A 23,137-nucleotide genomic window follows, 5' to 3' on the forward strand; every position below is an offset into this window, starting at 1 on the left:
GAGGACGGGCGCAAGTTTTCCGTGTTAACTTGGCCTAAGCAGATGTAACCTCAGTAGTCGCGGGAAAACGGGTGCTGAGCAGGCGTCGTTTCTATCGTTTAGTTCTCGCTTCATTAGTGTATACTCTTCCGCTGCCTGCTGTTCACAGCGTCCTGCCTCTTGCGCCGGTTGCCCCTGCTTCTGCCGATGCCGAGCTGGTGGCGCAGTTGCAGCAAGGGAGTGAGGAGGCGTTTCGGACGCTGGTGGAGCGCTACCAAAATCGAATTTACCGCACGGTATTGGCTTTGCTACGCTCACCGGAAGACGCCGAGGACGTGGCGCAGGAAGTGTTCGTGGAAGTCTACCAGACGATTGGTCGTTTCCGGGGCGAGGCTGCCCTGAGCACGTGGCTGTATCGGTTGGCTACTTCGCGGGCTCTGAAACACCAGCAGCGGGCCCGGGCGCAGAAACGTTTTGCTTACTTCACTAGCCTGTTGGGCTTCAACAACCAAGTGCTGCACGAGCCGCCAGATCATTCGCACCCGCAAGCGCAACTGGAAGGGCAGCAGCAAGTAGAAATACTCCGCGCGCACATTGCCCGCTTACCCGGCCATCAACAGGTGGCCTTCACGCTGCGCCACGAGCAGGAATTGAGCTACGAGGAAATAGCAGCGGTTCTCCAGACCACGGTGCCGGCCGTAGAGTCCCTGCTGTTTCGCGCCCGCAAAACCCTTCGCACCCACCTTTCGCTTCCTTTGCACCATGCCTGATTCAGCCCCGCGCCCCACTGCCGACGAAGAATGGGAAAACCTGCTGCACCAATGGCGCACGCAGCCAACTGCCCAACCCCGGCCTTTCTTCTACAATAGGGTACGCGCCCGGCTCACCGGCGAGGTAGCAAGAGGGCCTCAGCCGCTACCCGTGTGGCTACGGTGGCCTAGCTACGCCGTCATGCTGGGCATCATACTACTGCTAAGTGGTGATGGGGCTGTGGAGCGCTCCGTTGAGCCAGCCAACCACTACCAAATATATTCTGGTGGTCGGTAGGCCTTATGCTCGTCTGCTGCTAGGCCACCTGCCTGGTTCCGCGCTTGCCTTGCAGTACCACACTAGGCGCAGCTAAATCTGTTTCCGTACTTTCGAGCCTTATTCTTCCTTTTCTGCTTATGAGCTTTCTGAGCGCCATTCTTTGGAGCCCCGACCCCGATATCGTAAACATCGGGCCACTGACGTTGCGTTGGTACGGGTTGTTATTTATGTCGGGCTTTGTGGTCGGCACGTTCATCCTGTCGCACGTGTACAAGTCGGAGCGCACGTCGCCGCGCTGGGTTGATGTCATTACCATTTACGTGCTGCTTGGCACGGTGCTAGGCGCCCGGCTAGGCCACGTGTTTTTCTACGATTGGGCTTCCTACAAAGACCAGCCCCTGGAGATTCTGAAGATCTGGCATGGTGGCCTAGCCAGCCACGGCGCTACCATTGGTATCATCTTCGCCGTGTGGCTGTTCAGCCGCAACAATAAGTTTGACGTGCTCTGGACCCTCGACCGCATTGTGCTGGTGGTGGCCGTGGGAGGCGCCCTCATCCGGATGGGCAACCTGATGAACTCCGAGATTGTAGGCCAGCCGACTGATAAGCCCTGGGCCTTTGTCTTCCCGCGCGACGCAGAGCACCTGCAGCCCTACAGCCCCGACCAGCCCGTACCAGCCGGCTCTTACCAGGTGCAGCGCTTTAAGGATGCCGATGGCAACATCAAAGTAGACGCTCAACCCGTGAGCACCAGCGTTACGCCCGGCAGCGAAATTGCTGTGCCGCGCCATCCCACCCAGATCTATGAATCCCTATTCTGCGTGTTCCTATTCGTGCTCCTCTACAGCATGTGGAACCGGACCAAAGAGCGCACACCACGCGGCCAGCTGTTTGGATTGTTTGTGATTTTGCTATTCTCCTTCCGTTTCCTGGTGGAGTTCCTAAAGGAAGACCAGGTGGCGTTTGAGCGGGGCATGACCCTAAACATGGGCCAGTGGCTGAGCATTCCGCTGGTATTCATCGGACTCTACGTGTTCTGGCGCGCCGGCAAGAACCCTAACAATCCCTATGGCTACGCTCCGCGTGACCTAGGCCAGGAGGACGCCAAAGAAGCCATTACAAGCCGCTAGGCTAGTACCCCCAGAACGACTAAAAGAAACAGTCATGCTGAGCGCAGCCGAAGTACCTCTACCGGCTTCGTTGAGGTAGCTTATCAACGTCAGCATGTGAGATGTCTCGACAAGCTCGACATGACGTTCTTTTAATAAACGCAAAAGGCCCCGCTCTCAGATGAGAGCGGGGCCTTTTGTGCACTAGAAGCTAGGCCACTTAGGGGCGCTTGCCTACGGCGTTGAGGTCTTCGAAGGCCTCTTTCAGGCGGGTTACGAAGGTTTTCTCGCCTTCGCGCAGCCACACGCGGGGGTCGTAGTACTTCTTGTTGGGAGCGTCCTCGCCGGTGGGGTTACCAATCTGGCTCTGCAGGAAGCCTTCATTCTTCTGGTAGTAGTTCTTGATACCATCCCAGAACGCCCACTGCAGGTCCGTATCAATGTTCATCTTGATGGCGCCGTAGCTGATGGCCTCGCGGATTTCCTCCTGCGACGAGCCCGAGCCGCCGTGGAACACGAAGTTGATGGGGCGCTCATCGGTCAGGTTGAACTTCTCCTTCACGTACTCCTGCGAGTTCTTCAGGATAACGGGCTGCAGCTTCACATTGCCGGGCTTGTACACACCGTGCACGTTGCCGAAAGCAGCGGCAATGGTGAAGCGGGGGCTGATTTTGCTGAGCTCCTCGTAGGCGTAGGCCACTTCCGAAGGCTGCGTGTAGAGCTTGCTGGAATCAACGTCTGAGTTATCCACGCCGTCTTCCTCGCCACCGGTTACGCCCAGCTCGATTTCCAGCGTCATCCCGATCTTGTCCATCCGCTTCAGGTACTCCTTGCAGATTTCGATGTTCTCCTCGATGGGCTCCTCCGAGAGGTCGAGCATGTGCGAGCTGAACAGGGGCTGGCCGTACTGAGCGAAGTGCTTCTCGCCGGCTTCCAGCAAACCATCAATCCAAGGCAGCAGCTTCTTAGCGGCGTGGTCGGTGTGCAGAATCACGGGCACGCCGTAGGCCTCTGCCATCAGGTGCACGTGCTGAGCACCCGAGATGCCGCCAGCAATGCTGGCCTGCTGCTTATCATTGGGCAGACCTTTGCCCGCGAAGAACTGAGCGCCACCATTAGAAAACTGGATGATAACCGGCGAGTTTAGGTCGCGGGCCGCTTCCAGCACACCGTTCACCGTATCGGTGCCGGTTACGTTCACGGCGGGCAGGGCAAAGTGGTTTGCCTTGGCGTATTCGAAGAGCTGCTGCACTTCGTCGCCGTGCAGCACACCGGCGCGTAGGCCAGTAAGAGTGGATTGTTCAGCCATTTGCTGGGGGATGATGACGCGGGATAGGGAAGGCCGCGCCGGGTTTCGGAATCAGAAGCCAAACTTAAGGAAAAGAACAGGGCCTATCCACAGCATAACAAGCATCGAGGGCAAAACCTCTCCGCTTACCTACCATGATTAGGCCCCGATAGTACGAAATAGTGGCTTCTAAAACGTGTATTCGTAGAGTGAGCCTTGCTCACTGCTGATGTAAAGAGTGTTGTCGTCGGTGAAAACGGCTCCTTCCGTTTGTCCCGCGCCAGCCAGCGAAATCTGCTGAGGCGTGGCCTTCAGAATATCAGCCAGGCTATTGCCTTCCAGCACAAACATTTCTTGCCGGCCCAGCAGCACCAACCGGCGGCCATTGGGGCTCAGGGCCGCATCCGTCACCTGTCCCGGAATAGCCAGCTTGGTGAGCAGCGTGGCCGTGTAAGAGCCAGGCTGATCGGGTACGGTATATACCTTGCTGGTAGAAGACTGCGCACGGTCTTTGGTGAACAGGTAAATCTTACCCTGGTGCCAGAGTGTAGCTTCGCAGTCGAAATTACGTTCGGCTTTGGCCGGAGGGAAGGCCTTCTGATCGGGGTACTTGAGCTTGATGTCGGCTACCTGATTAGGCGCTTCCGGTTTGAGCCGATGAATGACTAGGTTCTGGCGGGAGTTGTTGTTGTTGCCCACGTCACCGATATACACGTAGCCTTTGTCGTCGCGCGTAACGCTTTCCCAGTCGTTGCTTTCGGTCTGCACCTCAATTTCTTCTAGCAGCTTGCCCTTCGTATCCACTTTGTAGAGGATGGGGCGGTTGCCATCGTCGCCGTGCGTGTAGAAAGAGCCGGGTTGCCCCGTGAGAGCTAGGCCGGAGCTTTCGGGCACCTGGTCGAGGGTGCCCACCTGGTTCAGGTTCTCGATGTCGGCTCCCTTCTTCGATTTCTTGCCTTTCTTCTTGCCGGATTTCTCCTGCTTCTCCGATTTTTCGTTGGATTTTTCTCCGGTTTGAGCTTCAGAACAGCTACTGCTCAAAATAGAGCCTGCAAAAAGGGCGGCAAGGAATAGGATGCGCATAAGGAACAATGAAAGTCAGAAAAAACCGCAGCAAGCCTTGGGCCGCCGCGGAACAGTAGCGTCTGTATACGCAGGTGGGTTGAAATAGTGAATTAGAATTGTGTTAATGACGCCGCTGGCTAGGGAACGGGGTCGTAGCCACTGCTGCCCCAGGGGTGGCAGCGACTGATGCGGCGGAGGGCCAGCTGACCGCCGCGCCAAGGGCCGTACTTTTCAATGGCCTGCACCGCGTAGGCCGAGCAGGTGGGCGTGTAGCGGCAACTGGCCGGCGTGAGCGGCGAAATAAGGTGGCGGTACACCCAGAGCAGGCCTAGCAGCAGCTGGCGAAACAGGTACGACATATGCGCAAATAACCACAACCTGGGGCAAATGATTGCAGCCCCCTGCCTAGGCCACCCGGGGCAGGTGCGGGGCTTTTTGTACCTTCGTTGCCTGGCCTAGCCAGATAATTTCCTCCCCTAATCCACCCCACTATATGCGTAAGAACCACTGGGCGAAAGCCTTGCTGCTGGCGCTGCTGCTGCCTCTCGCGGCCCATGCCGACGAAGGTATGTGGCTGCCTCTCTTCGTGAAACGCCTCAACCAGGCCGACATGCAGAAGAAAGGGCTCAAGCTGACCGCCGAAGAAATCTATGACATCAACCATGCATCCTTGAAGGATGCCGTGGTGCAGCTCGGCGGCTTTTGCACCGGCGAGTTTGTGAGCAAACAAGGCCTGTTGCTGACCAACCACCACTGCGGCTACGACGCCCTGCAAACCCACAGTACGCCCCAGAACAACATCCTGCAGAACGGCTTCTTCGCTACCACCCCCCAGGAGGAGAAGACCAACCCCGGCCTGTTCGTGGATATTCTGGTGCGCATGGAAGACGTGACCAGCAAGGTGCTGGAAGGCGTTACGCCCGGCACGCCCGAGCCCGAGCGCGTAGCGGCCGTACAGAAGCGCCAGCGCGAGCTAGCCGACGCCGCTAAGGAAAACGGCCAGTACGTAGCCTACGTGCGTGATATGTTCGGGGGCAACGAGTACTACCTGTTCGTGTACCAGCGCTTCGGCGACGTGCGCTTGGTGGGCGCTCCGCCAGAAGCAGTAGGTAAGTTTGGTGGCGACACCGACAACTGGATGTGGCCCCGCCACACCGGCGACTTCTCGATGTTCCGCGTCTACGCCGACAAAAACAACAAGCCCACCGCCCAGCCCCAGCCCGACAACGTGCCTTACGTGCCCAAAAAGCACCTGCCCGTAAGCCTGCAGGGCGTGAGTGAAGGCGACTTTGCCATGGTGTTCGGCTTCCCCGGTCGCACCCAACGCTTCCTGCCCGCCGCTGGCCTGCAGATGACCCTCGACCAAACCAACCCCGCCCGCATCAAGCTGCGCGACACTCGCCTGAAGCTGTGGAAAGAAGATATGGACCAGGATGCTACCCTGCGCCTTAAGTACGCCTCGAAGTACGCCGGTATTGCCAACTACTGGAAGTACTACATCGGGCAGAACGAGGGCATGAAGCGCCTGAAAACGGTAGAAGCCAAGCAGGCCGAGGAAAACTCCCTGATGCAGTGGATTGCCCAAGACCAGAACCGCGCCCAGCAGTACGGTGAGGCCCTTAACGCCATCAACCAGGCCTACGCCGGCATGCGCCAGTACAACCTGAGCACCCAGTACGTGAACGAAGCCGCCTTCGGGACGGAAATTGTAACGCTGGCTGCGCGCATGATGCCGCTCTATACTGCTCTGAAAAACTCTCCGACCGACAAGGCCGCCATCAGCAAAGCCGTAGCCGATTTGAAGGAGCCCGTGGCTGAGTATTTCAAAGATTACAGCGCCCCTACCGACAAGAAGGTGTTTGCCGCACTCATAGGCCTCTACATGCAGGACGTGCCCAAAGACCAACAGCCCGACGTGTTCCAGACGGTGCAGAAGCAGTACGGCGGCTCCATGCAGAAGTACGCCGACTACGTGTTCAGCAACTCCTTCCTGACTTCGGAAGCTAAGGTGAATACCTTCCTGGCTAACCCTACGCTGGCCAAGCTTGAAGCAGACCCCGGCTTCAAAACGTATCAGTCGGTGTACTCGAACTACGTGCAGAACATTCTGCCCAAGCTGCAGGGCCTGCAGGCTGGCCTAGGCCGCGCCAACCGCCTCTATGTGGCCGCCCTGCGCGAGAAGAACAGCCAGAAGGTGTACTCGCCCGATGCTAACTCCACCATCCGCCTCAGCTACGGCACCGTGCGCCCCTATAAAGGCCGCGACGCAGTGGCCTACGACTACAAAACCACGGCCCAGGGTATTCTGGAAAAGGAAGATGCCACCAACCCCGAGTTTGTGGTGCCCAAGAAAGAGCTGGAGCTGCTGAAGATGAAAGACTATGGCCGCTTCGCCGATAAGCAGGGCAACCTGCCCGTGGCTTTCATCACCGACAACGACATCACGGGCGGTAACTCCGGCTCACCCGTCATCAACGGCCGGGGCGAGCTGATTGGCATTGCCTTCGATGGCAACTGGGAAGCCATGACCGGCGACCTGGCCTACGACCCCGAGCTGAAACGCTGCATCAACGCCGACATTCGGTACGTGCTCTGGTGCATCGAGAAGCTGGGTGGCGCCAAGAGCCTCGTGGATGAAATGACCATCGTGAATAACGGTCCTAACCCTGGTGTTGGCCCCGCTACCGCCGCATCTGCCACCGACATGAGCGACGTAGAGAAGATGAAGGTAAAAACCGAAAAAGGTGGTAAAACCAAGATCAAGCGTAAGAAAGACGCCGCTATGCTGTAAAGCAGGTCTTGCCCTTTGAATGTGACAAAAAGCCTCTGTGCCAGTCGGTACAGAGGCTTTTTTGTGTCGTTGGTCGAGTAAGCTTGCGGGAGGTAAGGCGTGTGGTTAATTTTCAGCAATAGAATCTTTTATAGTTGTCCAATTTCTATTGATGGTGAAACTATACACGCTGAGCATTCTGCTCTTGATTGGGGTTGGCGCACGTGAAGTACAAGCACAAGTAAGCACACTCGGGACGGGTGGCGCCCGCGCCGCTGGCCTAGGCCAGATAAGCACCGTGCTGGAAAACGATGTGTGGGCCGCTACCAATAACGTGGCTGCCTTGGGTGGCCTAGCGCACCCTACCGTGGGCTTTGGTGCCGCCAATAAGTTTTTGCTGCCCTCTTTGAATACGGCTTCTGTAGCAGTGGCAGTGCCTCTAGGACACCGGGCCACCCCAGCCGGAGCCGTTGCGGGCGTGCCGGGAGCTGTAGCGGGAGCAGAGGTTCCGCGCTTTGGTGTGGTAGGCGTTACAGGCCAACGTTTTGGCGGTAAGCTGTATTCTGAGCAGGCGCTGGGAGTGGCCTACGGGTACCAACTAGGAACCGTGCGGGTGGGGGCCCGAATGGAAGTGTTGCAGATGAGCCTGGAAGGGTTGGGTAGCCGGCGGACAGTGGCCGCCTCGTTGGGCGGGCAAGCCGATATCATTCCGCGCAAACTCACCTTTGGGGCCACACTCTACAACCTAAATCAGGCTCGACTAGCGCCTTACCAAGACGAGCGAGTGCCCACGGTGCTGCGCGCCGGGTTGGGGTGGCATGCTTCGGAGAAAGTGCTGGTGCTGGCCGAAACGGAAAAGGACGTGGAGCAGGATGCAGATTTCAAGGCTGGTCTGGAGTATCGGCCGGTATCGGGGTTAGCGCTTCGCGGCGGCCTCACTACGCTTTCCCACCAAACTACCGGCGGCGTAGGGTACCGAAGTGGTGGGGTGCAGATAGAATACGCGGCAGCTTGGCAGCAGGCCCTAGGCCTAAGTCAGCAGCTGAGCATTGCACTGCAATGGGAAAGGAAGCAGCCATGAGGCGCATCAGCAGGGTGTTCACGGCCCTAGGCCTATTGCTGGGTTGTGCAAACCTGGCGCAGGCGCAGGAGTATCCGCGGCCGGCAGTGCCCGACCTCGACCGACTAACCCAGGAACTGTTTGCTGAGGTGCAGAACGACCAGGTACCGTATGAGGACCTGTACGAAACGCTGCTGCAGTACTATCAAACGCCACTCAACATCAACACCGCCGCCCGTGAGGAATTGCGAGCATTGCTGCTGCTCTCAGAAACCCAAATCACCAACCTGCTCGACCATCGGGGAAAAACGGGCGGGCTCCTGAGCCTATATGAGCTGCAGAGCATCGACGGGTTCGACCTGCGCACTATCTACCGCCTAGCTCCCTTCGTCACGGTGCAGACGCCTGACCCAAACACCACGCGCGGGCCGCTCTGGCAACGGATTCGGCAGGAAGACAACAACGCCTTATTTCTGCGCTACGAACGTGGCCTACAGGCGCGGCGCGGCTACTCCGCCCCCGATACCGTTCGCGGTCGGCCCACCACCCGGTACCTGGGCTCGCCGGATAAGCTACTGGTACGATACCGCGTGAGTCGGGCCCGCGATTTTAGTCTGGGATTTACCGCGGAGAAGGACGCCGGTGAGCCATTGACTTGGAGCCCATCTACCCGTCGCTACGGCGCCGATTTTTACTCGGGCCATTTTCTGGTACAAGAGCGTGGCCGCCTCAAAGCCCTCGCCCTCGGCGACTACCAGTTGCAGTTTGGGCAGGGGCTGTTGCTGTCGTCGGGGCTGGCCGTGGGCAAGGGGGCCGAAACCATTACCACGTTGCGGCGCAGCTCAGTAGGCCTACGGCCATATTCATCGGTGCTGGAGAATTCGTTTTTTCGTGGTGCGGCGGCCACGGTAGCGGTAACTTCTACCCTGCGGGCCACCGGCTTTGCATCCCGCAAACGGGTTGATGCCAGTTTCACGCAGCGCCAAGATACCCTCGGTGATTTCGCTGAGGTAGCGTCGTCCTTGCAGTTGTCGGGCATGCACCGCACCCCATCGGAGCTGGCAAACCGGCAAGTACTCCGCGAAACGGTACTGGGAGGCAACCTCAGTTACGCCAGCCGCAGCGGCGACCTAACATTAGGAATTACGGCCATCAGCACGCAGTTTGATAAACCTTTGCTGCGCCGGCCCGAAGCCTACAACGCCTACGAGTTCAGTGGCCGACACAATTTGGCCATCAGCGCGCACTATAGCTACGTGTGGCGTAATACGCTGCTCTTTGGCGAGACGGCCCGCAGCAGCAGTGGTGGCCTAGGCACGGTCAATGGGCTGCTGGCCAGCTTGGCCCCTAACCTAGATGTATCGGTACTGTACCGCTCTTACGCGCGCAACTTCCATTCCTTCTATGGTAACGCCCTGAGTGAGAACACGCGCAACATCAACGAAAGTGGCCTGTACCTGGGGCTGAAGCTGCGCCCTGTGGCGCGGTGGGAGCTGTCGGCCTACTATGATAAGTTTAGCTTTCCTTGGCTGAAATACCAAGTAGGAGCGCCCTCGCAAGGTCACGACTGGCTGGTGCGGGTAACCTTCAGCCCCACGAAAACCAGCTTGCTCTATGCCCAGCTGCGGCAGCGCACTAAGGCCTACGATGCCGATACGCTGCGCCCGGTGCCTTTGCCGGTGCCCACTCAACGCCGCAGCCTCTTGCTGTTTTATGATGCTAGCCCTCTGCCCCTTCTGAGCCTGCGTACCCGCGTGCAGGGCACCCAGTACCGCGCAGATGAAGGGCCTCGCCGCCACGGTTACGTGCTGGCGCAAGATGTAACCGTAAGCCCACTGCCTCACCTGCGTTTTTCGGGCCGCTATGCTCTTTTTGATACGGATGACTATGACACCCGGCAGTATGTGTATGAGCAGGATGTGCTCTACGCCTTTACAGTGCCCGTACTGGCTGGGCGTGGTACCCGTTCGTATGTGCTCACGCAAGTAGATGTGAACCGCCATCTGACGCTTTGGCTGCGCTACGCCGAAACCCACTACCGCCACCAGCAGGTCATTGGCTCTGGGTTGGAGGAGATTCAGGGGCCGCGTCGCTCCGATATCAAATTTCAGGCTCGTTATCGGTTTTAGAAGATTAGCGTATTGCTGAGAGAAGTGGCCTAGAGTGGCCTACCAACAAAAGAAAGCGGCTCCCCATCGGGAGCCGCTTTCTTTTGTTGGTAGTAGTATAGCTGTCTATTGCTTTAGTAACCGCACCACAGTTGAGCCGTTGGGCATATCGAGGTGCAGGGTGTACACGCCATTGCTGAGGGAGCTTAGGTTCAACGACTGCGTCAGGGTTGCGGCTCCCTTCGTGAGAGTGTGGGAGTCAACCGTGCGGCCTAGGGCATCTGTGACCCGCAGGGTAATGGTACCGCGCTGCGTGTTATCGATTCTAACCGCAAATACGCCTGTGCTTGGGTTCGGGAATACCTCAATGCCCTGCTGAAGAGCAGCGTTTCGCACCGCCGTAATAGTGGAAACGGTCTGGCAGCTTTCGTTGCTGTAACCGGAGTTACCGGTGCTATTGATGGCTCGCACGCGGTAGCAGTAACGGCTGTTAGTACTCACCTGATCGGTGTAGAACGTACTGTTGGCGGGCAGCGTAGCAATGCGGGTAAAGGTCCCGTTGTCGGCGGTGCGTTCCACTTCAAACCCAGTTTCATTAGCGGAGGCATCCAACCAAAGTAGATCAATGGAGGCACGATTATTTGCGCTGACCGGCGCCTGGGTGGTAAGCGAGGTAGGTGCGTTAGGCGCGGCTGCTAGGGTGCACAGCTCCAGCGCCCAGCCCGTGAGCGAGCCTCCATTACCATTCGCGTTATCAGAAATAGTCAGCGTCCAGTTGCCGTTGGCAGGCGAATTCAGCAAGGCGCTGAGTGAATTAGCAGGCCTAACCGTACTACCACTGGTAAGTGGGCAGGCCAAAGCTGTTGGCGCAGCCTCATCAAAAGTAAGGTTCAGGTTGGCCGTGCCAGCGCACAAGCGCGAGAACAGCACCACCCGGACTCCAGCCGGATTGGTGAGAGATATCTCTAGCTCTCCAACATTGGGGTGAGTAATGGCCAGATTACGGATCCGGATGTCTGACACTGGCTCTGTGTTAGTGATGTTGATAATGGAAGAAACGGTAGATGTGCCGGCGGCCGGAATAGTCACTGGTACACTGGCGGCCACCTCCGTCTGGCAGTTTTGTACGCCCGTCTGGAAAGGGATAACAGTTGAGTACGGAGCCGCACCGCAGGTGCCCACTCCGCGCACCCGCAGGTAATAGGTAGTGCTTGGAAGCAGGCTAGCGCCCACCGTGAGTGAAGTGCCAGTAACACCTGTGAGGTTAAGCACCAGGTTGGTAAAATCTGGGTCGGTGGCCAGCTGCACGTCGTAGGAGGTGGCGTTGGGCACGGCGTTCCAGGCCAGGGTGGGGCGCAGCGTGGTGCGGGCAGAAGCTAGGGGAGTAGTGATAACCGCTGGCTGCGTGGTGGCGGGCAACACCGTGAAGCGAAACTGCTGGCGTTGTGTGGTGCCACCGCTAGTGCCCGTGAGCGTAGCGGTGTAGGTGCCCGCCGGGGTTGCCGCTGAGGTATTAATGATGAAAGACGTAGAACTGCCCGGACTCAGGGTGTTACTGCCAAATGTGACGGTAGCGCCGGCAGGCAAATCTGTTGCGCCCAGCGTAACCTCACCAGTAAAGCCCTGCAGGGCCCCTACGGCCACTGGCAGACTCGCCGAACTGGCACCGGGGCACAGTACCGGAATAGCAGGAGCAGCCGTGGCAGTCAGGTAAAAGGTAGGGCCGGTAGGAACTTGAATGGTAAAGTTCTGATTCGAGATATCGAAGAAAATGCTACCCGTAGCCTGCACCCGAATGCGAGCTGTACTGCTGTTGCCTACGCTGGCAGGAATAGTAACTGTTTCCACGCCATCGTTGGGGGTGCCTGCCAGCAGCGTGGTAGGGTAGGTCAGGCCGCCATCAGTAGAAAGCAAAATATCCACGTTGGCGGCATTGATAGGCGCTGCCGAGGTATTGGCCACGTTCCAGGTAACCTGCTGCGGAGCCGTAGCCAGCCACGTAGTAGGCGTGTTGGGCAGCGTGACTACAAAGGGCCCCGCATTGCCAACCACCACTACTTGCATGGAGTCATACTCTATGCCGCCGCCACCCACGCGGTTGTCGCGGGCCACGAGGCGAAAAATCAGGCGCCGCCCGTAGGAAGGTAGTAGCTCTCCAATAGTCTGGGTGTTGTTGACAAGGCTCGTCAGGCGAGGAAAGCTACGGGTAGGGTTGGGCGTAGGAGCGAAGAACCGAAAGATGGGCGCATCGCCCGAGGGGGAATTGGCCGAGCCCGAGGGGCCTAGGTTAAATTGCTCCCAAGAGTATGTGAGGGCGTCGCCATTGGCGTCGGTAGCTGAGCCCGTTAGGACGAAGGGGGTGCTGATAGGAATTGCGTAGTTACGACCGGCGTTTACTACGGGTGGGGTGTTGCCGGTAGCTGTATTTACGGCGCAGTTTCCCGCTCCCGTGATGTGCGCTACAATCTGGTCAATGCTCCGTGAGTGAAAATAGGGGTCGGAGTTGGCCTGCAGGTTGTCGTTGCTGCAAATGCCGGCGTAGGCCATAATACTCGTGCCCGAGCCCGGCTCATAGGCGGAGAAAGCAGCGCGGTTGCCGCCCCCACAGTTACCACTCACGCTGTTGAACGTGTGGTCGGCCCCAAACTGGTGGCCAATTTCGTGCGCTACAAAATCAATATTGAAAGCATCGTTAATGGGAGCCGGCAGGCCCGTTACGCCCCTGGCTTTGCCTTGAGTAAAGCTGGCATTGGTGGGCAAGCACACAGAGGGCCGCTGGGCAATACCGCCGCCGCCCGTGCTGAATACGTGCCCGATGTCGTAATTGTCTTCTCCTATTTTGGTGCTAATGGTTTGCTGATTCTGATCCAGCATATCCTCCCCATCGTTGTTAGTGTAGGGGTCGGTGGCGGGGTCAAGGTAGATGAGCTCGTCAGTTCGCGGTATCAACACAAGGCGAACCGCCAGCTCCTGCTCATAAATGCCACTTACCCGGTTTATTGAGGCTACCATACCCGCCAGTGCGCCCTCTTTCGTTCCGCCATAATAAGCTGCATATTCGCCGGTGCAGGCCAGAGCCAGCCGGTAAGTACGTAGGGTAGTACCGTTAGCTATCAAGGCCCGGTTAGCTACTGGCACGGTGGCCCCCAGCTCATCGGCGCTGGGCGTAGCGCACACAAAGGAGAAGGCGCCCCGGTTCATGGCGCGGCGCTCAAATACGACGTGGGCCTCCGAGCTTTGGCCCGCCGGATCGATAAATACCGTTTTGTCGCCGGCCAGAATCATGGCGTGCAGGCCCGCCGGACTCACATCAAGGCGGGCAGTAGCTGTTGGGTCGTCGATGCCCTGGGCAGCGTACGTCCGGATGGTAGGGTAGCGCGCCGCCAGGGCTGGTGCCATCACGGGGACCTGCACCACCCGAAACCGCTGAGAAGAGCCGTCGGGCAACGGCAAGGAAACTACGGTGGCGGAGGTCCGGGCGCTGCCTTTTTGCTGGGCAGGAGCAGTGCTTAACGCCTCGCGCACAGCGGGTAGCTGAACGTTAATGGCTCGGAAGTGGGAAAGCGGCTGCGTAACCTGCCGAGCGGCAGCCGGCAGCTGAGCATCAGACCAGAGCACCCGCTGGGCGGTGGCTGGCAATGAGGCACCCAGGATGGCTAGTAGTAGGCCACCCAGTAATGCCGGTTCGCCAAACTGCCGGAGTACAGTAAATTGTTTAAACATGTAGGCCTAAAAGAGAGGTAGAAATGCACCAGAGGAGAGGTACGGGCAAGAAACCTAATGTAGCGGTTTTGTAGGCGTGATAAGGCAAATATCTGCAGCTCACCCTTTTTACTAGATGACCGGGTGGTATTTACTGCGCGATAAGTGTGGAAACGGACCTAGCATCTCCACCACATAAAGAAAGCCCGCTTATGCGGGCTTTCCTGTCATCAACGCTAAACCAACGGCTGAGACTATGCTAAGCATCTGTTTTCACGAGGACCACCTGGGCTTTGTCAGCTGCACTAATCTTGCGCCGAAACTCCCGGTAAGCTGGGTAGTCAGACGGGGCAAAACGGGTGCGAGGCATTAGCAAGCGCCGTACGTACAGTAGCGTACCATCGGGGAGGGGCTGGAGTTGGCTGGAGTAGGTGCCGAATGCGGTGGTTAACTGCACGGGAGTGGGCAAGCTTTCGGGGCGGAAACCGGCGGGCACGTGAATACGCACGGTGTCGGTGTAGGTAAAGGCATTATCCAGCCAGATTGGGGTGCGTCGTTCGCCTACAGTGGCCGGCAGGGCGCTCCAGCGGCTTAATAGGTTAGGCGTTAAGAAAGCCCGCTTGCCCGATACGGAAGCCCAGCCGGGTAACGTAAGACCAAGCGTTTCCGTTAGGGCCGGCACGGTAGCGCGCTGGTCGGCGGTGTAGGCCAGTTTGCTGATGCTGAAGTTGGAGAATGGTAAGTGCTCCGCTATGTATTTCTTTTGGTCAGCGGGGTTAAGAGCATGAGTGAGCTGGGCGTACATATCCTGCTCTAGGCCAGTACGTCGGGTAAAAATGCTGGCGGTGGCGTTGCCCGTTGCATCCACGTACACGTCGGTGCGCCGCTCGCGGCGGTTGTCGGGGGCGCCGTATTGAGGGGTGCGCACCAGCTTGCCGCCTTGGGGCGTAATCAGCAAAGCGTGGCGGTTACCCGTAAAGCTGCTCATATACCCGAAAGGGTTGGTTTGGCTGGTGCACTCCAGCCACACCGTATCGGGTTTGGCCGCCTTTTGCAGGGGCACGCACAGCACCACATGGTTAAACTGCTGGCTCGGGAAATCAGTACGAATGTCGGGGGCATCGGCCCGCACCAAGGCGCAGTAAGAGGGCAAGCTAGCCGCTTTTAGCAGGGCTTGGCAGTAGTTGGTTAGGGCTTTGCAGTCGCCGTAGCCGTTGCTGGCTACGCTGCTGGCCGGGAACGTTTGCCAGCCACCAATGCCTAACTGCACCGAAACGTAGCGGGTATTGGCCTGTAACCACTCATACACCTTCCGGATGCGGGCGCGCTCATCGGGCTCCTGCTGCACCAGGGCCGCAATTTTGGTGCGCACGGCCTCGGGCAGTTCATCACGCCCTTGGTTTAGCTCATAATTCCACTGGCCTAGGGTTTGCCAGGAGGTAAGCATGCCAGTATGGCCCTGCACCTCAAAGCTGCTGGGCGCCGTGTATACCCTAGGAGTAATTTCTCCAATGGGCGGGCCATCGGCTTCTTCCTCCGTGGCGGGCAGGTTACTCAGTTGCCATTCATATGCCTCTAGACCACCCGGCTGGGTTGACTTGCGCAGAGCTACCCCCGAGGGCAAATCGTGCTCCTGGTAGCGCAGGGGTAAGTTGATAGGAGCCAGTACCCGGAAGGAAGCATGTTCCACGGCCACCTCTTCGTCGTACTGGGGGCGCCAGGTGGGGTAAAACAACGTGTTGGTGGAAGCAACTTCATACTCAAACTCTACAGTGTACGGGTACACTGGCTGGCGCAAGTCGGCGGTGCGGCCCCGGCCGTCGTTGGCCAGGCTAAAACCATCGGAAAGGGCAATGTCCTTGATGTCAGCGGCTCGCAAGGAGCGGAGTAGGCGCCCCTCAGCATCATACACAGAGCCCCGGAAGTAGTTAACGCTGTTGAGTTGGTCATACACCACCAGCTCGCGCCCGTAATGGGAGCCGGCCTCGTCCAGAATAGTTACCGCCCGCCGTACGGTTTGCACCGTGCGCCCCACCGACTTAACTAGAAACGTCTCGTCAACCTCGCGGATCACGGCGTGGGCATTTTCGCGTAGCTCGCTGGCCATGGCTGCCACCGGGTATTTTGGGGCGGGTCCGGCCACTAGGCCAGTTGGCAGCAGGGTAACCCCAGCTACTAGGCCTAGTAGCGTGCGGGCCCAAAGAGTTGGTATCACCTTCACGATTTTTTCTTCAGAACAATTTGCTCCATTTGCTTAGCCACTACCAAGCGGTAAAACTCGCGCAACGAGCTGTATTCATCGGCGCTGTATATGGGGCGGCTCAGGTTCAGGCGGCTGGTAATTTGCAGAATACCTGCCTCAGGCTGCGCCTGGAAAACAAAGCGCCCCCCGTTATCGGGTAGCATCAGAGAGGTTGGTTTAGGTAGCTCCTCCACTTCATAGCCGACTGGAAGGTTGATGGTAAGGATGAGAATTTCATCCATAGGAAAACCGAAGTCCACCGGGAACAGGCGGTTCTCATGCACAAAGGGGTTGCGAGAGTTGCCAAAATGCATCAGCGGACGCAAGTACAGCGTGCCCGCCGGCGCTTCACCCCCAGCTACCGTCATTTCGTAGTCGAGCGTGAGCGGTTTTTCCAACGCGTCGCGCTGCAAAAACTGGTATTTATCGATGCTCCAGCCCTCCCGGCCCTTGAGCAGCTCTTCCACAAATTTCTTTTCGCCCCTGTCGCGCAGTTTGTCCCGCTGCATTAGGGCAGCGTAGCCGCCATGTTCAGCGTGCACTTTGCCACTGTAGCCGCCCTTCTCATCTAGCGTGAGCTGAATTTTCTGGTACTCCGTCAGGCGCTGCTGCGGGGCCAAACTAATCCAACGGGAGGCTGAGGCAGTGGGCATTATCAAGCGACCCACGCTGTTAAGGCAGCGGGTGGGCAGCATGCCCACGGGCAACAGCTCGTCGGTAGCATCAGCCATAACTTCTTTCCCATCGGGCATAGTCACGTGCGCTACTACATAGTTGAAGCGCGAGAGCAACGGCATAATCTCCGGCTCCACAAAACCATGGTCGCGGGTGCTCAGCAGCACGGGGTTGGCCTGGAATCCGGCTTCGCGCAGGGCCGCAATCAGTAGCAGATTAATATCGGCGGAGCTGCCTCGGTGCTGGTCGTAAGCCTTGCGCACTGGCCCCGAACTGTACATCCAGTTGTTGCCATCGTGCTTTATGGTTTTGCGGACCAAGCTATGGATGGCCGCCACCTGCGCAGCCGGTGTAGTCTCCTTAGCCATCAAAGACGTCAACTGGTCCTTAAGAAAGCTGCAGCGCTTCAACTGTCCACCAAAGTTTTCGTGGTCGAGCAGCTCCTCATTGATCTTGTCCCAGGTATTGGCTACGGCTCGGTAGGGCTGGTCTTCCCACTGCACGCCGGCCAACTCAAAATCAATGCGTGAGATATAATCCTTCGAGGAAGTCATAAACGGCTCATCACGGAAGGCGGGCACGTTTTTCATGGCCCAGCGGTGCTCTTTCACCTCCACTGGAATAGTAGCGCTAGAACTTGCAACCCGCGTATTGCCCGCAAAGCCACCGCCTTCTCGCACCGTAACCTGCATGGTGCCCGTGGTATGCTCCGAGACATCGGCGGTGGCATACCCTTGCATCATCATCTTGTAGTCGTAGTACTTCGGAATACTAGCGCGGTACTCGCTCCAGCGCACCGGAATGTCGTCTTGAAACTGCCAATCCTGGAAGTTAAAGGTGAAATCGGAGGTGACGGTGTAGGCAAATTCTATCACCGAGTTCTCGCGCACATTAGGCAGCGTGAATTTGCGAATGGTAACATTGGGGCTTGCCTCCTCCCGGAAAATGGCCTCCGATGCGAGCTTTTCTTTCACCAACTGCCCATTCACCATGTTATAAGTGAAGCCTCTCAGTTTGGAGAGCCTTTCCTCACTGGTGTTTTTATGATACAGCGGCACCTTAACGGTGGCCCGATCGTACCCGGATTTTTTAAGGATTTTGATGCGGGTTACGCGGTCAAATACGATGTGAAAATCATCCTCGCTGTACACAAACCGGGAGTTGCCGTAGTCGCATAACACTACGGCTTCCGCGGTGCTGTCAGCGATGAAGCTTTTCGGGTCGAAATCCTCCGGATTCGGCTTCCCGAATTTGATGGGTTCTGGAGCCTGAGCCAAGGCGGCGGGCATAAGGCCTCCGCTTACTACGGCTAGCAGAGCCAGCCGGCGCAGTATAGGTAACATCATATAAGATGAGGTAAAAAGGCAGTCGTAAATACGCTGATCCGGCTAGTGGCGGGAGTAGACGATAAATAGGATATAGCGAGAGCAAAAGAGCTAAAGCGCGTATGCTAGACTAAAGGTGAGAAATATATAGTTGTGTTTGCAGGTCAGATGAAGAAAAATGAAGCACCTAGTTATCGGCCAACCTACTAGGTAAAGTGCTACTGGCGGTGAAGCCTTCTAGGCCTGGTCACCCGCGGTAAAATACGCCCTGAAAGCGTTGTGCATTATAGCTCAATGCTTTCACAGGAGCTAGGCCTACTTACGGCGCACCACCAGCATTTCGGCGCACTTGGCCGTGGCCTGTTGGTGCAAGGCGCGCAGGGCGGTGTACTCGCTAGGGGAGTATTCTACCTTCAGGAGCTGTAGGCGGGCGACTAGCTGCACGGTTTCGGGTGTAGTCTGCGACACTTGATAGAGAAAACGCCCCCCATTGTTCGGTAAGCTGAGCGCCACGGAAGAAGGCATTTCCTGCACGGAGTACCCGGCGGGCAGCGTCAGGGTCACGAGCGAAGTATATTCGTGAGGCATCCCGAAGTTGACGGGGTAGCGCCGGTCTTCTGAGGTGAACGGATTGGTAACGGCACCCAATGATTTCAGCAGGGGCAAATACAGCAGTTCTGCCTTTCCTTCTGGACCGGCAAAAGTTAGGTCCATGGCTACCCCCAACGGCTTGTGTACCGAGTCGGGGTTGAGCAACTGCAGCTTGGAAGGCTGCCACTCCGACCACCGGTGGCCTAGCGACGCCAAATACTCAGCGGACGAGCTATGCCGAATCTGACGACGGGCCTGCAGGCCCGCGTATCCGGCGTATTCTAGCTTGGTATTGCCCTGTAAGTCGCCCTCGGGCGTGAGCCGCAGGTGAGTCGTCCAAAGCTCCGTGTACGCAGTAGATGATTTCAGCGGTACCCACCGGCCCGCGGCATTAGCCAGGCAGCCTTGCTCATTTAGGCAGCGCTCGGGCAATACCCCAAACGGAAGGCTGGGCTCCGTGGCATCCAGCAGCACCTCGGTATTGTTGGGCAGGGCCACGTGGGCTGCTACATAGTTGAACTGAGTAATTACCGGCAAATCGGTTTGCACCATGCCGTGGCTGCGGGTGCTGATGAGCAGGGGCGTGGCCTCTAGGCCGGCGGCCCGGAGCGTTTGCACCAGCAGCAGGTTTACGTCGGCGGCGTTGCCAGAGTGGCGCTCTACGCTCCGGCGCAATGGCTGCGATACAAACACGGCGGGCTGGTCGTTGTACTTGATGCTACGCTGCACCAGGGCCAGCACGGCCGCCGCCCGGACCTTAGGGTCGGGGTACCGGGCCTTGAGAGCTTGCGCCTCAGCAGCCAAAGGGGCCGTGGCCGAAATGGCATTGCCAAACTCCTCATCTTGCTGCAGCAGCTTCCAGAGGGCATCCCACTTGCCCGTTACATCGTGGTAGTCATTGCCCGAGAAATTGGTGCCCGCCAGTTCAAAGTGTACGCTGCGCAGATAATCGCGCTCGGTGGTCATAAACGGCTCCTCCCGGAAAGCGGGCACGTCTTTCAGCACCCAGCGCAACTGCAAGGCTAGGCCTGCAATTTGGGAGTTCACGCCCGGCGCTAAGCCCTCACCGGCCGAGGTAAAGCTGGTGGAATACGGCACCGTCAGCGACTCCTGCACCGCAAAAGGCAAATAGCCCCTAGTTATGGTTTTGTAGGAGTAGAACTGCGGAATATTAGCCCGGTACTCGCTCCAGCGCACCGGAATCTCGTGCTCAAATTGCCAGTCCTGCAGATTGAAGATAAAGTCGGACGTGACGCTGTACGTGAATTCGATGATGGAGCCCTCCCGGACATCGGGCATAGTAAAGGAAAATTGCACATGGTTCTTGTCGAGCTTTTCCTTAGCTACTTGCGGATCAGCTACCAGCTTGGTCTGGGTTACGCGGCCGTCGGTGAGGTTATAGGTGAGGCCTTTGAGAGAACTAACGCGCTCTTGCTTCCCGTCGCGGACGTAGAGCGGAACACGCACCGTAGCATATTCATAGCCAGCTTTCTGATGAATGCGCAAACGAGCCGTGCGCTCAAATACCACTTTAAAATCGCCATTGCCCCCAACTATTTTGCTGGTGCCATAGTCGCAGAGGTATTCGGCCGGGGCGGCCGTGCTGTCAGTGGCAACTGGCAGGGCCTCGAAATCGGCTTTGGTTACCGTGCCAAACTTGATGGGAGGAGCCGCGGCTTTTTGTGCCAGTGCCGGCAAACTCATGCATAAACTAAGGGCAAACGCCCAAAAACGCCGACGCGTAAATACGGACATGATGTAATAAGTAACTTGCCCGGCTAGGCCACCTCAAGTGGCTAGCTGGCTAAGGAAATAATGTGTTAGATATAGTCGGGTAGGAACCATCTAGTCAGCCGAACCGGCTGAACCGTAGCAATAAGCGCATGTACTAGGGTAGGCAGATGTAGCTATAGTTTCTTGGTGACAACGTAAAATGGGTCGCCCTTCCAAAAGCCGTACTTGAATATCTCATCGTCAGTAAACTCGGCGGTGTAGTCATCTACACGCACCTCAAAACCGGCGGCTTCCAGGGTATCTTTATAGTCTAGACCATATAGCCGCACGTGGTCGTTGAGGCCGAAAACCCGCTCCCGCTCTTTGGGGTCGGTAATCGTCAGGTCTTCGTGCGTTTCGGCTTTGGTGGGGTCCAGCGCCACCTGTAAAATTCCCCAGCCACCAGGCTTTAGCATCTTATAGACGTTGCGGATGGCCTTTTTATCATCGTGGATGTAGGCAAAAACGTGGTTGCAAAGTATTACATCAAAGGTATTATCCGGAATATCAGGGTCGAGAAGGTCTAAATATTTGGTGCCCTTCTGATAAAGATAAGGCAGAATGTCGGCGGGGTAATAGTCAATATTTGCTTCCTGCGCGAAGCGTTTGAACAGCATATCTTCCGGCGCCACGTGCAAGAGCTTGACGGGCTTCCGGTAAATATCCGTTTTATCTTCCAGATACATCCACAAGGCGCGGTGCCTTTCCAAACTTTCGCACCTGACGCACCATGAGTTTGGCTTCTTCCAGATGCTGAAGGGGGCAAATTCACGGAACGTGCTCTTACAACACGGGCAAAGTACCTTGTCGCCGGCAAACTTATGGCGGAGGTAGGCTAACCTGATACTATTGGGAATCTTGAAGAGGATACCAAGATCGGCCTTTTGCTTTGTTGTGAGCATGCTACTACACCTGAAGTGGAAGTGATGCTCTAATCTAAGGTGCAATTGGTGCTTTTTGGCTAAATTGGTAATATATTTATTATAGATATAACATACAAAAGACGGATAGACACAGGGGGCGCGACAATAAGGGGCCTCGCGTCTAGATATAACGGAGTATCAACTCACGGACGACCTAGAAAATTGATGCGCCCGCGCCTAGGCCACTATTGGCTTTTCGCGTACTACTGCTAGCAAGTAGGCCAGTGCCAGCAGCACGCAACTAGCACTAAGCGCATGCACATAGGGCAAATGCTCGGCTAGGTTGCCGTAGATCCAACCGGCCAGCAGCGCGCCTAGGCCTATACCGGCTTCCAGGGCAATGTACATAGTGGCCACGGCCCGGCCCCGCCGTTCAGGGTGGCTCAGGTCGATGGTCCAGGCGTAGAGGGTAGGGGAATTGAGTCCGGTGGCCAGCCCAAACAACACGGCCGCCACCAAGAACAGCAGGGGCGTAGTGGCAAATGACAACAGGCCTAGTGCTACCATCAGCAGCGCGGATGACCAGCGTAGTACCGGCACCCGGCCGTACGTGTCGGAGGCGCGCCCGGCTACTAGGCGTACTATCAGCGAGGCCACAGTGTAACAGGTAAAAAACAGGCCTTTATTCTCGATGCCCAGCAGTCGGCTTTGGTCGGGGATGACGGTTAGCACGGCGCCGTACGGAAACAGGCACAGCAACGTCACAAGGGCCGGGGCAAGCACGCGGGGCTCTAGCACTTCACTCCACTCTAGCTTAAGTAGGCGCCAGCTAAACTTTTCGCGCTGGGCCTGAGGCAACGTCTCCGTCATGGTGCCCTGCACCACGAGGCTTAACAAGGCCATGCCCGAGGAAGAGTAGAACATGGTATTAAGTGAAAAGTGCTGGGCCAGTAGGCCACCGATGGCGGGGCCGGCGGCCATGCCCAGGGAGCCCGCCACGCCCAGCAGGCCCATAGCCTCGCCCCGGCGCTCAACCGGGATAATATCGGCAATGAAAGCGGCCGTGCCGGTGGGCTTAAAGCCGGTGCTGAAGCCGTGCAGCAGGCGTAGCAGCAAGAAGCCCGTAACGGTGGTGGCCCAAGGGTAAAAGAAACCGCAGATAAAGCACACCAGCGAGCCAAACACCATCACCGGGATGCGGCCCACCGTATCGGCTAGCTTGCCACTGAAGGGGCGAGAAAGCCCGGCGGTTAGAGTAAACAGGGCAATGATGAAGCCTTTGTAATCGGCGCCGCCTAGGCGGGTGAGGTGGTCGGGTAGTTCTGGCAGGAGCATGTTAAAGCTCATGAAGAACAAAAACGACGACAGGCACATCAGCCAGAAGCCGATAGTATACGTAGAAGAGCGGAAAGCGGGCATGGGGTATGCGAAGCGGAGTAGCTACAAAGGTAGGACGCCCCGCGACGAAGCCGCCGAAAACTACCGGCTTTGCTGCGTGCACCCGAGAAAAGCCCCAAATTTTATAAGCCCTGATTTAAACAGCCTACTGGCCTAGCTG

General features: G+C 57.4%; 15 protein-coding genes. 6 read left to right on the forward strand and 9 right to left on the reverse strand.

The window, feature by feature from the left end; translation table 11 throughout:
* Positions 1–116: 116 nt before the first annotated feature.
* From EU556_RS09075 to lgt, 3 genes are all read left to right on the forward strand, one after another.
* The gene (locus EU556_RS09075; protein WP_135433400.1) at positions 117–749 is read left to right on the forward strand and encodes an RNA polymerase sigma factor; all 633 of its coding nucleotides are present in this window, start codon (positions 117–119) and stop codon (positions 747–749) included.
* Complete coding sequence (locus EU556_RS09080; protein ID WP_135433402.1) at positions 742–1,026, forward strand: hypothetical protein; 285 nt, start codon at positions 742–744, stop codon at positions 1,024–1,026. The genes EU556_RS09075 and EU556_RS09080 overlap by 8 nt, the downstream gene beginning before the upstream one ends.
* A 119-nt stretch (positions 1,027–1,145) precedes the next feature.
* Positions 1,146–2,138 (forward strand): prolipoprotein diacylglyceryl transferase, encoded by a 993-nt coding sequence (gene lgt, locus EU556_RS09085; protein ID WP_135433404.1) that lies wholly within the window; start codon positions 1,146–1,148, stop codon positions 2,136–2,138.
* Positions 2,139–2,337: 199 nt separating this feature from the next.
* On the opposite strand, the gene fbaA is transcribed toward lgt, so the two are convergent.
* The 3 genes from fbaA to yidD form a co-directional block, all read right to left on the reverse strand.
* On the reverse strand, positions 2,338–3,426 hold the full coding sequence (gene fbaA, locus EU556_RS09090; protein ID WP_135433405.1) for a class II fructose-bisphosphate aldolase: 1,089 nt from the start codon (positions 3,424–3,426) through the stop codon (positions 2,338–2,340).
* Between the two features lie 168 nt (positions 3,427–3,594).
* On the reverse strand, positions 3,595–4,488 hold the full coding sequence (locus EU556_RS09095; protein WP_135433407.1) for an SdiA-regulated/phytase-like domain-containing protein: 894 nt from the start codon (positions 4,486–4,488) through the stop codon (positions 3,595–3,597).
* A 119-nt stretch (positions 4,489–4,607) separates the two neighbouring features.
* Positions 4,608–4,829, reverse strand: a complete 222-nt coding sequence (gene yidD, locus EU556_RS09100; RefSeq protein ID WP_135433409.1) for a membrane protein insertion efficiency factor YidD — start codon at positions 4,827–4,829, stop codon at positions 4,608–4,610.
* 134 nt (positions 4,830–4,963) lie between these two features.
* Here yidD and EU556_RS09105 point away from each other — a divergent pair, with 134 nt between their 5' ends.
* The 3 genes from EU556_RS09105 (at position 4,964) to EU556_RS09115 (ending at position 10,429) form a co-directional block, all read left to right on the forward strand.
* A complete protein-coding gene (locus EU556_RS09105) occupies positions 4,964–7,261 on the forward strand; it encodes a S46 family peptidase (protein ID WP_135433411.1) in 2,298 nt (765 codons plus the stop codon).
* A gap of 151 nt (positions 7,262–7,412) precedes the next feature.
* Entirely contained in the window at positions 7,413–8,321 is a 909-nt protein-coding gene (locus EU556_RS09110) for a PorV/PorQ family protein (RefSeq protein WP_135433413.1), read from the forward strand.
* The gene (locus tag EU556_RS09115) at positions 8,300–10,429 is read left to right on the forward strand and encodes a helix-hairpin-helix domain-containing protein (protein ID WP_245327534.1); all 2,130 of its coding nucleotides are present in this window, start codon (positions 8,300–8,302) and stop codon (positions 10,427–10,429) included. Before EU556_RS09110 ends, EU556_RS09115 begins: the two co-directional genes overlap by 22 nt.
* 105 nt (positions 10,430–10,534) lie before the next feature.
* Here EU556_RS09115 and EU556_RS09120 read toward each other — a convergent pair whose 3' ends face one another.
* The 6 genes from EU556_RS09120 to EU556_RS09145 form a co-directional block, all read right to left on the reverse strand.
* Positions 10,535–14,131, reverse strand: coding sequence for a reprolysin-like metallopeptidase (locus EU556_RS09120; protein ID WP_135433417.1), 3,597 nt, complete (start codon positions 14,129–14,131; stop codon positions 10,535–10,537).
* Positions 14,132–14,369: 238 nt separating this feature from the next.
* On the reverse strand, positions 14,370–16,325 hold the full coding sequence (locus tag EU556_RS09125) for a DUF3857 domain-containing protein (protein ID WP_135433419.1): 1,956 nt from the start codon (positions 16,323–16,325) through the stop codon (positions 14,370–14,372).
* Positions 16,326–16,327: 2 nt separating this feature from the next.
* On the reverse strand, positions 16,328–18,373 hold the full coding sequence (locus EU556_RS09130) for a DUF3857 domain-containing protein (RefSeq protein WP_135433421.1): 2,046 nt from the start codon (positions 18,371–18,373) through the stop codon (positions 16,328–16,330).
* A gap of 294 nt (positions 18,374–18,667) precedes the next feature.
* On the reverse strand, positions 18,668–20,698 hold the full coding sequence (locus EU556_RS09135) for a DUF3857 domain-containing protein (RefSeq protein ID WP_135433423.1): 2,031 nt from the start codon (positions 20,696–20,698) through the stop codon (positions 18,668–18,670).
* A gap of 152 nt (positions 20,699–20,850) precedes the next feature.
* Positions 20,851–21,426 (reverse strand): methyltransferase domain-containing protein, encoded by a 576-nt coding sequence (locus tag EU556_RS09140; RefSeq protein WP_167855517.1) that lies wholly within the window; start codon positions 21,424–21,426, stop codon positions 20,851–20,853.
* Positions 21,427–21,816: 390 nt separating this feature from the next.
* Positions 21,817–22,998: an MFS transporter gene (locus EU556_RS09145; RefSeq protein WP_135433427.1), complete on the reverse strand. Its 1,182-nt coding sequence runs from the start codon at positions 22,996–22,998 to the stop codon at positions 21,817–21,819.
* Positions 22,999–23,137 lie beyond the last annotated feature (139 nt).

Origin of the sequence: Hymenobacter fodinae, from assembly GCF_004745825.1 — a bacterium.
GTDB lineage: Bacteria > Bacteroidota > Bacteroidia > Cytophagales > Hymenobacteraceae > Hymenobacter > Hymenobacter fodinae.

Excerpts from the sequence above, each read along its gene's own strand:
- EU556_RS09080 (WP_135433402.1), top strand. The coding sequence starts at position 742 with ATGCCTGATTCAGCCCCGCGCCCCACTGCCGACGAAGAATGGGAAAAC.
- lgt (WP_135433404.1), top strand. The coding sequence starts at position 1,146 with ATGAGCTTTCTGAGCGCCATTCTTTGGAGCCCCGACCCCGATATCGTA.
- fbaA (WP_135433405.1), bottom strand. The coding sequence starts at position 3,426 with ATGGCTGAACAATCCACTCTTACTGGCCTACGCGCCGGTGTGCTGCAC.
- EU556_RS09095 (WP_135433407.1), bottom strand. The coding sequence starts at position 4,488 with ATGCGCATCCTATTCCTTGCCGCCCTTTTTGCAGGCTCTATTTTGAGC.
- yidD (WP_135433409.1), bottom strand. The coding sequence starts at position 4,829 with ATGTCGTACCTGTTTCGCCAGCTGCTGCTAGGCCTGCTCTGGGTGTAC.
- EU556_RS09105 (WP_135433411.1), top strand. The coding sequence starts at position 4,964 with ATGCGTAAGAACCACTGGGCGAAAGCCTTGCTGCTGGCGCTGCTGCTG.
- EU556_RS09110 (WP_135433413.1), top strand. The coding sequence starts at position 7,413 with ATGGTGAAACTATACACGCTGAGCATTCTGCTCTTGATTGGGGTTGGC.
- EU556_RS09115 (WP_245327534.1), top strand. The coding sequence starts at position 8,300 with ATGGGAAAGGAAGCAGCCATGAGGCGCATCAGCAGGGTGTTCACGGCC.
- EU556_RS09120 (WP_135433417.1), bottom strand. The coding sequence starts at position 14,131 with ATGTTTAAACAATTTACTGTACTCCGGCAGTTTGGCGAACCGGCATTA.
- EU556_RS09130 (WP_135433421.1), bottom strand. The coding sequence starts at position 18,373 with ATGATGTTACCTATACTGCGCCGGCTGGCTCTGCTAGCCGTAGTAAGC.
- EU556_RS09135 (WP_135433423.1), bottom strand. The coding sequence starts at position 20,698 with ATGTCCGTATTTACGCGTCGGCGTTTTTGGGCGTTTGCCCTTAGTTTA.
- EU556_RS09145 (WP_135433427.1), bottom strand. The coding sequence starts at position 22,998 with ATGCCCGCTTTCCGCTCTTCTACGTATACTATCGGCTTCTGGCTGATG.